This window comes from Nocardia sp. bgisy118 (assembly GCF_057708605.1).
Genome location: NZ_JBYISM010000005.1, coordinates 15,545 through 28,149, shown reverse-complemented (window position 1 = coordinate 28,149; position 12,605 = coordinate 15,545). Strand labels below are relative to the sequence as shown.

The following is a 12,605-nucleotide window of genomic DNA, read 5'->3' as shown; positions in this document are numbered from 1 at the left end:
ACCCTGACCCGCTCGGCTTTGTCTGGATCGGCTAGGCGGTCAGGCCTGAACCGGCTCCGGGACGACGATGTTGACGGTTTTGCGGCCACGCTTGGTGCCGAACTGGACCGCGCCCGCCTCGAGGGCGAACAGGGTGTCGTCACCGCCACGACCGACGTTCACGCCGGGGTGGAAGTGGGTGCCACGCTGACGCACCAGGATCTCGCCTGCCTTGACGGTCTGGCCGCCGAAGCGCTTGACGCCGAGTCGCTGGGCGTTGGAATCGCGTCCGTTCCGGGAGCTGGACGCGCCCTTCTTGTGTGCCATAGCTGAGTCTCCTCGGGATGTCTTACTTGATGCCGGTGACCTTCAGGACCGTCAGCGGCTGACGGTGACCCTGGCGCTTGTGGTAGCCGGTCTTGTTCTTGAACTTGTGAATGCGGATCTTGGGGCCCTTGGTCTGCTCGACCAGCTCCGCGGTCACCGAACGCTCGGCCAGCTTGGCCGCGTCGGTGGTCAGTTCGGCGCCGTCCACCACGAGGACGGGCGAGAGCTCGACGGCGGAACCCGGCGCACCCTCGATCTTTTCGACCTTCACCAGGTCACCGACCGCGACCTTGTACTGCTTTCCGCCGGTCTTGACGATCGCGTACGTTGCCATCGGTCGGCTTCCTCCACTCGATGTCTTCTCGTGCTTCATTCACGCCACAGGTCGCGACGTGAATTGTCTTGGCTGGTTGCCGCACGGGGCGCATACCTCGCTGCGTCAAGCAGCTTCGGGCGCATCGCCAGGCAGCGACCGTCCAAGGCTACCAGACCCCCGGTCTACGACCCAATTCGGCGGCTGGCACCCGCTCGGCAACCCGGTCACGCGCGGATTTCACCGAGCTGTCCGACGCCCGAACGGATTCGGCCGGTCGCCCCTCTCGGGTCCGACCGGCCGAATCACCACACTCGCTCAGCTGGGCGAATCGACCGGCGGGCCTGCGGGACGGCCGACGGCCCTGCGGCGCGGACGCCCACGCTGCGGCAGTTCGACCGGCTCGGGCTGCTGCGAATAGTCGACCGCGGGCGCGCCGCCCTGGTCGGCGCTGGACAGCACGAACACGGCTCCGGCGCTGTCGGCCGCGGGCGCGGCCGCCGAACGCGCCACCCGACGACGGCGAGGCACCTGCCGGGGCTCCGGTTCACCGTTGGCAACCGCTCGATCGGCGGCGGCGACAGCGGCTTCCGCGACCGCCACCTCCTCCCGCACCGACGGCGCGGGCTCCTCCGTCACCGAAACCCGAGCGACCTTCTCCGGCGCCGTCACGAAGGCTTCGACCTGCTCCTCCAGCGCCTCGGCGACCTGCTCGGCCACCTTCTCGACCTCGGCCTCCTCGGCGACCACCGCTTCCGCGACGGCCTCCTCGGCCACGACCGCGACGGCTTCCTCGGTCACCGCTTCGACCTCGGCGACCGCCTCGGCCCACGGCTCGACCTCGGTGGCCTCCTCGGCAACCGCCTCCTGTGCGGCAGCCACGGCGTCGGCCACATTCGCCGCCACCGCATCGGCATCGGTCGCGACGACCTCGGCCTCGGCGACTGCCTCCGCGCCCTGCTCGGCATCGGCGTTGTGCGCGGCCATGGCCAGCGCCACCGGATGCGCCCGCTTGACGGCGGCCTCTTCCTCGGCCGCCTCGCTCGGCGGCGGCGTGCCGTTGGTGGCGGCCGCGGGAGCCGCGCTCTTGTCCCGGCCGCGCCGACGACGCGAGCCGCCCTCGCGACGGGCCGAGGTGTCCTCGGCGGGCGTGAGCTCCACCGGGTAGGTGTGCACCAGGATGCCGCGGCCGTGGCAGTGCTCGCAGGTGGTCGAGAACGCCTCGACCAGCCCGGTGCCCAGCTTCTTACGGGTCATCTGGACCAGGCCGAGCGAGGTCACCTCGGACACCTGGTGCCTGGTGCGGTCCCGGCCGAGCGCCTCGGTCAGGCGGCGCAGCACCAGGTCGCGGTTCGACTCGAGCACCATGTCGATGAAGTCGACGACGATCATGCCGCCGATGTCGCGCAGCCGCATCTGGCGCACGATCTCCTCGGCCGCCTCCAGGTTGTTCCTGGTGACGGTCTCCTCCAGGTTGCTGTTGCCCGACCCGGTGAACTTGCCGGTGTTGACGTCGATGACGGTCATGGCCTCGGTGCGGTCGATCACCAGGGTGCCGCCGGAGGGCAGCCACACCTTGCGATCGAGCGCCTTGGCCAGCTGCTCGTCGATGCGGAAGGTCTCGAAGACGTCCACGCCGTTGTTGTCGTGCCGGGAGACCCGCGCGAGCAGGTCGGGCGCGACGGTGCGGATGTAGCTCTCGACCGTGCTCCACGCCCGGTCGCCCTCGATGACCAGCCGCGAGAAGTCCTCGTTGAACAGGTCGCGGATGACCTTGACCAGGAGATCGGGCTCCTCGTACAGCGTCTTCGGCGCGCCGCCGTCCTTGTTCGCCTGCTTCTCGATGGAGCGCCACGTGGTCTGCAACCGTTCCACGTCGCGGGCCAGCTCGGCCTCGCTGACGCCCTCGGAGGCGGTGCGGATGATCACGCCCGCGTCGGCGGGCACGATGTCGCGCAGGATCTCCTTGAGGCGCTTGCGCTCGGTATCGGGCAGCTTGCGGCTGATGCCGGTGGAGGTGCCGCCGGGCACGTACACCAGGAAGCGACCGGCCAGGCTGATCTGGGTGGTCAGCCGGGCGCCCTTGTGCCCGACCGGGTCCTTGGACACCTGGACGAGCACCTGATCGCCGGGCTTGAGCGCCTGCTCGATCTTGCGCTCCTTGCCGCCGAGCCCGGCGGCCTCCCAGTTCACCTCGCCCGCGTACAGCACGCCGTTGCGGCCGCGGCCGATGTCGACGAACGCCGCCTCCATGCTGGGCAGCACGTTCTGCACCTTGCCGAGGTAGACGTTGCCGACCATGGAGGCCTGGCCGGTGTTGGTGACGAAGTGCTCGACGACGATGTTGTCCTCGAGCACCGCGACCTGGGTGGCGGCCGGGTGTTCGGGGAACGACTTCTCGCGCACCACCATCACCCTGTCCACCGCCTCGCGGCGGGCCAGGAACTCCGACTCGGTCAGGATCGGCGGGCGGCGGCGACCGGCCTCGCGACCGTCGCGGCGACGCTGACGCTTCGCCTCGAGGCGGGTGGAGCCGGTGATGCCCTGCACCTCGTCCGAGGCGGCCCGGCCGCGGCTCTTGGCGCGCGGCTCGCGCTCGTGCACGACAGTGTTCGGCGGGTCGTCGTCGGCGGGCTCGGCTTCGCCCTCACCGCCGACCTTGCGGCGGCGGCGACGACGGCGACGACGGCTCGCGCCCTCGGGCACCGCGTCCTCGGTCTCGCTGTCGGCGTCGCCCTCTTCGGTCGCCTCGGCGGCTTCCGCGCCCTCGGCGGTCTCGGCGGCGGCGGACTCGTCCTCGGTGTCGGACTCGGACTGATCGCCCTCGTCGCCCTCGGTGTCGGAGTCGCCGTGCTGCTCGCCGCGGCCACGGCCGCGACCGCGCCTGCCACGTCGGCGACGGCGCGGCTGGCCTTCACCGTCGCCATGCTGCTCGGCGCTGTCCTGCTCGTCCTCGGTGGTCTCGGGTTCCTCCTCGACGACCTCCTGCGCGACGACCTCCTGAGTGGCGGCCTCCTCGGCGCGCTTGGCCTCGCGCTCGGCACGGCGCTGCTTGCGCATCTGCTCGGCGGCCGCCGCGTCGGGCGACAGGAACAGCGGCGCAGCGATGGAGGGCGCCTCGAAGACCGACGGCGCCGCGACCTGCGGCTCGCCGGGTTCGGCGTGGGTGAACAGCTGCGTCGGCTCGGCGCTCGCCGTCGATAGTCCCGTGTGCACCGGATCCGGGGCGGAGAAGAGCAGCCCGCTCGGCTGTGCGGCCTCGGGCTTCTCGGGCTCCGGCGCTGCCGCCTCCGCCGCCTCGGGCTCGGCGGTAGGCGGTTCGGCTGTCGCGGGGGGAGTCGCCGCATCGGGTTCGGCGGCGCCGAGCGCGTCGCGCACCGACTCCGCGACCGCCCGGTCGACGTTGGATTGCGCGCTGCGCGCGTCGGCACCCAGCTCGGTGAGTTTGGCCAGGATGCGCTTGCTCGTCACTCCCAGCCGCTTGGCAAGCGCGTGAACTCGGATTCGCTCCGGCAATTGATCGGCATCCTGTGATGTTGTTTCCAGCGGCTCTTGATCGGCCACGAAGTCTCCTCGGGCCCCCGGGCGCGTCCCTCCCGGTACGGAGTGACGCGGCCAACGCGGGGGACGCTGTCCGTACACCTCACGCCGTCGACGCGAGGTCCTGTGGTCTCGCCCCGCGTGCCCGGTTGTCACCTGGTTCTTCGTCTTCGGGCTAACTGGTCACGCGGCGCCTGGCTGTTGGCTGAACTCCGCGGAAACGAGCGCTCATCCAGCGTGCCTGCGCGGACCGCCACACCCTCAGCAACCGGGCGCGATTGTCCGTGGCAGCGATGATCGGCATCGAACCGCGGTGTCATCCGGTCGTCATCGCAACCGACCATTCGCGTACCTGCGCGAACTGTCGGTGTCGTTGACGACCACTGCCAGTATCCCACATCGTGCGCCCATGGTTCGCCATCGGCGCGTGAGCGGCCCGATGCCCCGGGTTTGCCGCATCGGCACGACCCGGCGTGACAAGGGATGATGTGATGCGCGAGCCCGCGCGGGTCTTGCCGCGCCGGTGCGGCGCGGCGAGTGTGCGGTGGAACTCAGGCGGGGAACTCGGGAAACCAGAGCCCGATCTCGCGCTTGGCCGACTCCGGGGAGTCCGAGCCGTGCACGAGGTTGTACTGGGTCTCGAGGGCGAAGTCGCCACGGATGCTGCCCGGCACGGCCTTCTCCACGGGGTCGGTGCCGCCGGCGATCTGCCGGAACGCGGCGATGGCGCGCGGGCCCTCCAGGACTGCGGCCACGACCGGGCCGGAGGTGATGAACTCGATCAAGGAGCCGAAGAACGGCTTCTCGGCATGCTCGGCGTAGTGCTCCCCGGCCAGTTCCCCGGACACCTGCTTCAGCTCCAGGGCCACGATCTTCAGGCCCTTGCGCTCGATACGGGCCAGCACCTCGCCGACCAGGCCACGGGCCACGCCGTCCGGCTTGATGAGTACCAACGTCTGCTCAGTCACGGCGCACAGCCTAATTGACCCCGCCGCCCACTACCGAACCAGCATCGGCCGCGATGCTCCCGGCCGCGTTCGATCCGCGTCGGCTCGACGAATTCGCAGCCGATTCCGGATCGCTACCGGTTCATCCGCTGACTGGGCAGCAGCCCCTGGTCCATCCGTCGCTTGACCTCGGAGCGCAGTATCAGGATGAACGCCCAGACGGCCGCGAAGAGCACGCCGATGATGCCGATGGACAGGTGGATGAACACACCGAGGATCACCAGGACCTGGAGGCCGAGGTTGAACGGCAGCGCCCAGGACCGGCGTTGCAGGCCCGCGCCGAGAATCATCAGCAGCGCGAGAATCACCAGGTAGCTGCCGGACAACCAGCTGACGCCACCGCCGACGTCGGCGACCACCGGCAGCGCGAGCAGCACCACGATGGACTCCAGGATCAGCGTGCCCGCCATGACGCCGCGCAGGCCCTTCCACGGATCGGGCGCGGCGGCCGCGCTCGTGCCGGGTTGCTCGGCGGCGGCCGCGTCCTCGCGGCGCTCGCTGGGCTCACTCATGCCGTGCTCACCGGCCCCTTCGTGGATGTCGCATGCTGGATTCCCCGTTCACGCGGGGTCCTTTCCGAACAGTGCCCGGGCCGCGCCCGCGGTGACCACCGAGCCGGTGACGACGACGCCTGCGCCCGAGACGGCTTCGACCGGGTCGCCGACCTCCTCGGCGATGGCGATCGCGGTCTCCAGCGCGTCGGGCAGCGTGTCGGCGGTGACCACGCGTTCGTCGCCGAACCGCTGCACCGCCAGATTCGCCAGGCTGTCGATGTCCATGGCGCGCGGCGAACCGTTGGTGGTGACGACGATCTCGTCGAACACCGGCTCCAGCGCCTCGAGAATGCCCGCGGCGTCCTTGTCGCCGAGCACGGCGACGACGCCGACCAGCTTGCGGAAGTCGAACTCCTCGCCGAGGGTGGCGGCGAGCGCTCGCGCGCCCGCCGGGTTGTGCGCGGCGTCGATGAAGATGGTCGGCGCGCTGCGCATCCGCTCCATACGGCCTGGGCTGGTGACCGAAGCGAACCCGGCGCGCACGGCGTCGATGTCGAGCTGACGCTCCGAGCCCGCGCCGAAGAACGCCTCGACCGCGGCCAGCGCGAGCACCGCGTTGCGGGCCTGGTGCTCACCGTGCAGCGGCAGGAAGATCTCGTCGTACACCCCGCCGAGACCCTGCAACTCGAGCTGCTGACCGCCGACGGCGACGCGACGCGCCAGCACCCGGAACTCCGCGCCCTCACGGGCCACCGCGGCGTCCACCTCGACGGCCCGGCGCAGCAGCACCTCCATCGCCTCGGGCTCCTGCTGCGCGATCACCGCGACGTTGTCGCGCGGGACCAGGCTCTCCGGAGCGCGTTTGATGATTCCGGCCTTCTCCCCCGCGATGGCGGCGAGGTCGGGGCCGAGGTAGTCGACGTGGTCCAGTCCGATCGGGGTGATCACCGCGACTTGGCCGTCGATCACATTGGTGGCGTCCCAGGTGCCGCCCATGCCGGTCTCCACGATCGCCACGTCGACAGGGGCCTCCGCGAACGCGGCGTAGGCCATGCCGGTGAGCACCTCGAACTTGCTCATCGCCGGACCGCCGGCCGCGGCGGACTGCGCGTCGATCATCTCGACGTAGGGCTGTAGCTCGCGGTAGGTCTCGACGTACTTGGCCGGGCTGATCGGCGCGTTGTCGATGCTGATCCGCTCGGTGGCCAGTTGCAGGTGCGGGCTGGTGATGCGGCCTGTCCGCCGGTGCAGCGCGGTGAGCAGGGCGTCGATCATGCGGGTGACCGAGGTCTTGCCGTTGGTGCCCGCGATGTGGATCGCCGGATAGCTCTGCTGCGGGGAGCCGAGCAGATCCATCAGGGTGGCGATGCGGGTGAGCGAGGGCTCGATCTTGGTCTCCGGCCAGCGCTGGTCGAGTTCCGCCTCGACCAGCGCCATCTCGGCGAGCTCCACCGGCGATGGCCCCGACCCGAGCCGGGTGCCGCCGCTGTCGTCGCGGTACTGCCGCTCCGGCTCGTCGTTCATTTGACTGCCAGTTCCGCGAGCCGCGCCCCGATGCGGTCCACCTCGGCGGCGGCGACATCGCGACGGTTCTTGATCTTGGCCACCACCGGTTCCGGGGCCTTGGCCAGGAACGCCTCGTTACCGAGCTTGGCCTCGGTGCCCGCCAGCTCCTTCTCCGCGGCGGCCAGGTCCTTCTCCAGGCGGCGGCGTTCGGCGTCCAGGTCGACCGCGCCCGAGGTGTCCAGTTCGACGGTCACCGTCGCGCCGCTCAGCCGCACCTCCACCGAGGCGGTGGCGGCGAACGCGGCGCCGGGCGCGGTGAGCCGGGCCAGGTTGGCGACCGACGGCTCCAGCCCGGTGAGGTCGGCCTGCTCCAGGCCGATCAGCTTGGCCGCCACCTTCTGCTTGTCGGCCAGGCCCTGATCGCTGCGGAACCGGCGGATCTCGGTGATCAACCGCTGAGCGTCCGAAACACGCTGTGCCGCACCGGTGTCGGCGGCGATCCCGCTGACCTGCGGCCAGGCCGCGATCACCACGGACTCGCCGCCGGTGAGCGCCTGCCACAGCTCCTCGGTGACGAACGGGATCACCGGGTGCAGCAGCCGCAGCACCGAGTCCAGCACGTTGCCGAGCACGATCCTGGTCGTGGCCGCCCGCTCCTCGGATTCGGCGAACTGCACCTTGGCCAGCTCCAGGTACCAGTCGCACAGCTCGTCCCAAGCGAAGTGGTACAGCGCCTCGCACGCCTTGCCGAACTCGTAGGCGTCGAAGGCCGAATCCACCTCGGCCAGAACCTGATCCAGGCGATCCAGGATCCAGCGGTCGGCGTCGGTGAGCGCCGCGCGGTCGGGAAGCGCACCGGGCTCGGCGCCGTTCATGAGCGCGAACTTGGTGGCGTTGAACAGCTTGGTGACGAAGCTGCGCGAGGCCAGCGCGTGCGGCTCGCCGACGGACAGGTCGCCGCCGGGCTGGGCGCCGCGAGCCAAGGTGAAGCGCAGCGCGTCCGCGCCATAGCCCTTGATCCAGTCCAGCGGGTCGATGCCGTTGCCGCGCGACTTCGACATCTTCTTGCCGAACTGGTCGCGGATCAGGCCGTGCAGGAAGACGTCCTTGAACGGCACCTGCACCGCGCCGGAGGTCTTGCCCGCGACGATGGCCGGATCCTCGGAGACGAACATGCCGAACATCATCATTCTGGCCACCCAGAAGAAGAGGATGTCGTAGCCGGTGACCAGCACGCTGGTCGGATAGAACTTCGCCAGCTCCGGCGTCGCGTCGGGCCAGCCCATCGTGGAGAACGGCCACAGGCCGGAGGAGAACCAGGTATCGAGCACGTCCGGGTCCTGCACCCAGCCTTCGGGGGCGGTCTCGTCCGGGCCGACGCAGATCACTTCGCCCTCGGGGCCGTACCAGATCGGGATGCGGTGGCCCCACCACAGCTGACGCGAGATGGTCCAGTCGTGCATGTTGTCGACCCACTCGAACCAGCGCGGCTCCTGGCTGGCCGGGTGGATGACGGTGTCCCCGTTGCGGACCGCGTCGCCCGCGGCCTTGGCCAGCGACTCCACCTTGACCCACCACTGCATGGAGAGCCTGGGCTCGATGGGCTCGCCGGTGCGCTCGGAATGGCCGACGCTGTGCAGATACGGACGCTTCTCCGCGACGACACGACCTTCCGCGGCGAGCCGCTCGCGGACCTTGACGCGGGCCTCGAAACGGTCCATCCCGTCGAATTCGGTTCCGGTGTTCGCGATCCGGCCGCGCTCGTCCATGATCGTCGGCATCGGCAGGTTGTGCCGCAGGCCGATCTCGAAGTCGTTCGGGTCGTGCGCGGGCGTGATCTTCACGGCGCCGGAGCCGAACTCGGGGTCGACGTAGTCGTCGGCCACGATCGGGATCTGGCGGCCGGTGATCGGGTGCTCCAGGGTGGAGCCGATCAGCGCCTGGTAGCGCGGGTCCTCCGGGTGCACCGCGACCGCGGTGTCGCCGAGCATCGTCTCCACCCGGGTGGTCGCCACGATGACGTGCGGTTCGTCGTCGTTCAACGAGCCGTAGCGCAGCGAGATCAGCTCGCCCGCGACTTCCTCGTGCTTGACCTCGATGTCGGAGATGGCGGTGCGCAGCTCGGGCGACCAGTTCACCAGGCGCTCGGCGCGGTAGATGAGGCCCGCGTCGTAGAGGCGCTTGAAGATGGTCTGCACGGCCCGCGAGAGGCCCTCGTCCATGGTGAAGCGGTCGCGGCTCCAGTCGATGCCGTCGCCGAGGGCGCGCATCTGCCACTGGATGGCGCCGCCGGACTCGCGCTTCCAGTCCCAGACCTTCTCGACGAACAGTTCGCGGCCGAAGTCTTCCTTGGTCTTGCCGTCGACGGCGAGTTGCTTCTCCACCACGGTCTGGGTCGCGATGCCCGCGTGGTCCATGCCGGGTAGCCACAGCACCTCGTAGCCCTGCATCCGCTTGCGGCGGGCGAGGGTGTCCATCAGGGTGTGGTCGAGGGCGTGGCCCATGTGCAGGGTGCCGGTGACATTCGGCGGCGGCAGCACGATGGAGTACGCGGGCTTGCCGCTCGCGGTGTCGGCCTGGAAGTACCCAGCCGCTACCCAGCGCTCGTACGTCTCGGTCTCCACGACGCTGGGGTCCCAGCTCTTGGGGAGGGCATCGGCACGATTACGCGAGTTGTCAGGGGCTGCGCTGGTCACTCCGTGATTCTAGGGGTTGGCTCGACATGGCCTCGCCGCCTCCCCGCAGCCCGCGCTCCACGGCGCGACCGGGGTGCGGAAACGAAAGGAGGCGGAGCCTTCGGTGGATGAGGGACACCGAACACTCCGCCTACGCCTCACAGCTTACCGGCGATCCAGAGGGCGACCCTGAATACACAAGTAATTCTCAGCTTCCGCCGACGTCATCACCGGGTCCGCCGCATCCGCCAGGACGCGCGGCGCCGACTCCTGTTCGACCAGGTCGCCGTTGATCGCGATGGCGGCCGCCGATCCCGCGCCCGCGGCGGAGATCACCTGGGCGCCCGGGTCGGCGACATTGCCCGCCGCCCAGACCCCGGGCACGCTGGTCCGCCCGCGCGCGTCGGTGACGACCCAGCCGTCCGGGCCCGTCTCGCACCCGAGCGCGGTCAGCACGTCGCCGTTGGGCACGAACGTCGGCGCGACGAACACCGCGGACCGCGGCACCGCGCGTCCGTCGGCCAGCTCCACACCGCGCAGCCTGCCGTCCTCGACCGCCAACCGCGCGACCTCGCCGGTCACGACGCGCACGCCCCGTGTGGCGAGCCGATCCAGCTCGTCGCGGCTCGGCTCCATCGTGTGCGGGAAGAACGTCACGTCGGCCGACCACTGCGGCAGCAGCAGCGCGACGTGCACGGCCCTGGCCACCGCACCGGGTTCGGTGCCGCCGAGCACGCCGAGCGGTCGATCGCGCACCTCGTAGCCGTGACAGTACGGGCAGTGCAGGACGTCCGCGCCCCAGCGCTCGCGCACACCGGGCAGGTCGGGCAGCACGTCGCGCAGTCCGGTGGCGACGAGCACGCGGCGGGCCGTCAGCTGTCCGCCCGACGCGAGGTGGAGCGTGAATTCGCCGGTGTCACGGTTTCTTTCGGCGCCGGTGACGTCGTCGTCGAGCAGCTCGCCACCGTATCCAGCCACCTCGGCGGCGCCGGTCGCCAGCAACTCGGCGGGCGGCAGGCCGTCCCGGGACAGGAAGCCGTGCATGTGCTGGGCGGGCGCGTTGCGCGGCGCGCCGCCCTTGACCACCGCGACTCGCCGCCGCGCCCTGCTCAACACCAGCGCCGCCGACAGCCCCGCCGCGCCGCCGCCGACGACGACCACGTCATAGGTCGCCCGCTCCGTGTTCTGTTCGCTCATGCCTCCACCTCGCAGACGCTCGGCTCCGGCATGCGCGAAGCGCGCTGGCACATGATTCGTTGTCTCCGTTCACTCATGCGCGATCACCTCCGCGTTCAGGCTGCCCTTCGTGGCCCGATACCGGCAACGAAATTTGCCGTTTCCGGGAAAGGGGCGTGCACTGGGGACATGTATGACCAACCGGGCATCATGCGGGCGCTCGCCGACATCGGCCCCAGGCTGAAGGCGCTGCGCACCCACCGCTCCCTCACCCTGACGGCGCTGTCGGCGACCACCGGCATCTCCAAGAGCACGCTGTCGCGGCTGGAATCCGGGCAGCGCAAGGCGAGCCTGGAGTTGCTGCTGCCCATCGCGATGGCGTTGCAGGTGCCGCTGGACGAGCTCGTGGCGGCGCCCAAGATCGCGGACCCGCGCGTGCACGCCACACCGCGGCAGGTCGACGGATACACCGTGCTGCCGCTGACCGCACGCCCCGGCCCGCTGCAAGCGTTCAAGATGATCCTCCCGCCCGAGCGCAAGGACCCCGATCCCCGCGTGCACGAGGGTTACGAATGGTTGTACGTGCTCTCCGGCAGGCTGCGGTTGATCCTCGGCGAACACGACCTGATCATGGGCCCCGGCGAGACCGCGGAATTCGATACACGGCAACCGCATTGGTTCGGCAGCGCCGGGCGCGGTCCGGTCGAGATCCTGAGCCTGTTCGGCAGCCAGGGCGAGCGCATGCACGTGCGAGCGAGGCCGCGCCGCAGCGCGCGGTGAGTTGCCAGGGCGCGCCGGGAAAGCCGGCCGGTCGGCGACGAATCATCCATTCGCCACCCGAATCTCAGGGTTTTCCCGGTTGCCGAATCGGACCGGACTAGGGAGTCTGGAAGGGGTGAACCCCCCGCTCGATGCTCTACCCCTGTACTCCCCCGAGCCGCGCTTCCCGCTGGCCGCCGCCTGCACGGTGACGCCGGTCGGCGTGCACGACATGCGCGGCCAGACGGTCGACGAATTGCGTTACCCCCCAACGGCGGCACTGATCTTCGCCGGAGTGCCGGGCGCGGGCAAGAGCACGGCGTTGCGGAGGTTCTTCGGCGCGGACGCCACGGCCGAGACGCCGCTCAGCGGGCCGTCCGGTTCGATCGTCCTGGATTCGCAGCACGCGCGGAACCGCTGGCGGCACCGGCTCGGCTGGCTCCCCTATCCGCTGTGGCGTCCGGTCGTGCACGTCGTGCACTACGCGAGCATCCGGGCGGCGCTGCGCGACGCCGACGGCCCGGTGGTGATCCACGACTGCGGCACCTTCGGCTGGAGCCGCAGGATGATCGCGCGCTGGGCGGCCGGCTACCGCAGGGACCTGCACGTAATCATGCTCGACGTGCCTGCGACGGTGGCCAGGGCCGGACAGTATGCCCGCGGCCGCCGCATCAACGGGATGTTCTTCACCCTGCACTGCCGCCGCTGGGACCGCTTGATCCGCGAGCTCGACACCGGCGACCGCGCCGCGCCCGCTCCGTCCTCCTCCGTCGTCATCGTGGACCGTTCCACCGTCAATCGCCTGTCCCGCGTCGCGTTCGACGGGTGA

The 12,605-nt window shown here is 70.4% G+C and carries 10 protein-coding genes; 2 read left to right on the top strand and 8 right to left on the bottom strand.

Features of this window, described 5'->3' with window-relative positions; translation table 11 throughout:
- Positions 1–39 precede the first annotated feature (39 nt).
- From rpmA to AC3EO7_RS07705, 8 genes are all read right to left on the bottom strand, one after another.
- A complete protein-coding gene (gene rpmA / locus AC3EO7_RS07740; RefSeq protein WP_068065451.1) occupies positions 40–306 on the bottom strand; it encodes a 50S ribosomal protein L27 in 267 nt (88 codons plus the stop codon).
- 22 nt (positions 307–328) lie between these two features.
- Positions 329–640 (bottom strand): 50S ribosomal protein L21, encoded by a 312-nt coding sequence (gene rplU, locus AC3EO7_RS07735; RefSeq protein ID WP_068065454.1) that lies wholly within the window; start codon positions 638–640, stop codon positions 329–331.
- A gap of 297 nt (positions 641–937) precedes the next feature.
- Entirely contained in the window at positions 938–4,183 is a 3,246-nt protein-coding gene (locus AC3EO7_RS07730) for a translation initiation factor IF-2 N-terminal domain-containing protein (RefSeq protein WP_435590839.1), read from the bottom strand.
- A 527-nt stretch (positions 4,184–4,710) separates the two neighbouring features.
- Positions 4,711–5,127, bottom strand: a complete 417-nt coding sequence (gene ndk, locus AC3EO7_RS07725) for a nucleoside-diphosphate kinase (protein ID WP_431962700.1) — start codon at positions 5,125–5,127, stop codon at positions 4,711–4,713.
- A gap of 113 nt (positions 5,128–5,240) precedes the next feature.
- On the bottom strand, positions 5,241–5,678 hold the full coding sequence (locus tag AC3EO7_RS07720; protein WP_431962698.1) for a DUF4233 domain-containing protein: 438 nt from the start codon (positions 5,676–5,678) through the stop codon (positions 5,241–5,243).
- Between the two features lie 48 nt (positions 5,679–5,726).
- A complete protein-coding gene (folC, locus tag AC3EO7_RS07715; RefSeq protein WP_435590838.1) occupies positions 5,727–7,184 on the bottom strand; it encodes a bifunctional tetrahydrofolate synthase/dihydrofolate synthase in 1,458 nt (485 codons plus the stop codon).
- Positions 7,181–9,862 carry a valine--tRNA ligase gene (locus AC3EO7_RS07710; protein ID WP_435590837.1) on the bottom strand — a complete coding sequence of 894 codons (2,682 nt, stop codon included), beginning with the start codon at positions 9,860–9,862 and terminating at the stop codon, positions 7,181–7,183. The genes folC and AC3EO7_RS07710 overlap by 4 nt, the downstream gene beginning before the upstream one ends.
- Positions 9,863–10,006: 144 nt before the next feature.
- Positions 10,007–11,038, bottom strand: coding sequence for an NAD(P)/FAD-dependent oxidoreductase (locus tag AC3EO7_RS07705; RefSeq protein WP_435590836.1), 1,032 nt, complete (start codon positions 11,036–11,038; stop codon positions 10,007–10,009).
- Between the two features lie 168 nt (positions 11,039–11,206).
- Here AC3EO7_RS07705 and AC3EO7_RS07700 point away from each other — a divergent pair, with 168 nt between their 5' ends.
- Together AC3EO7_RS07700 and AC3EO7_RS07695 are read left to right on the top strand one after the other, a co-directional pair.
- A complete protein-coding gene (locus tag AC3EO7_RS07700; protein WP_431962690.1) occupies positions 11,207–11,797 on the top strand; it encodes a helix-turn-helix domain-containing protein in 591 nt (196 codons plus the stop codon).
- 115 nt (positions 11,798–11,912) lie between these two features.
- On the top strand, positions 11,913–12,605 hold the full coding sequence (locus tag AC3EO7_RS07695) for an AAA family ATPase (protein WP_431962688.1): 693 nt from the start codon (positions 11,913–11,915) through the stop codon (positions 12,603–12,605).

What these genes read in the sequence shown, in the direction of transcription:
- AC3EO7_RS07700 (WP_431962690.1), top strand. Translation starts at nt 11,207, where the DNA reads ATGTATGACCAACCGGGCATCATGCGGGCGCTCGCCGACATCGGCCCC.
- rpmA (WP_068065451.1), bottom strand. Translation starts at nt 306, where the DNA reads ATGGCACACAAGAAGGGCGCGTCCAGCTCCCGGAACGGACGCGATTCC.
- AC3EO7_RS07705 (WP_435590836.1), bottom strand. Translation starts at nt 11,038, where the DNA reads ATGAGCGAACAGAACACGGAGCGGGCGACCTATGACGTGGTCGTCGTC.
- folC (WP_435590838.1), bottom strand. Translation starts at nt 7,184, where the DNA reads ATGAACGACGAGCCGGAGCGGCAGTACCGCGACGACAGCGGCGGCACC.
- rplU (WP_068065454.1), bottom strand. Translation starts at nt 640, where the DNA reads ATGGCAACGTACGCGATCGTCAAGACCGGCGGAAAGCAGTACAAGGTC.
- AC3EO7_RS07720 (WP_431962698.1), bottom strand. Translation starts at nt 5,678, where the DNA reads ATGAGTGAGCCCAGCGAGCGCCGCGAGGACGCGGCCGCCGCCGAGCAA.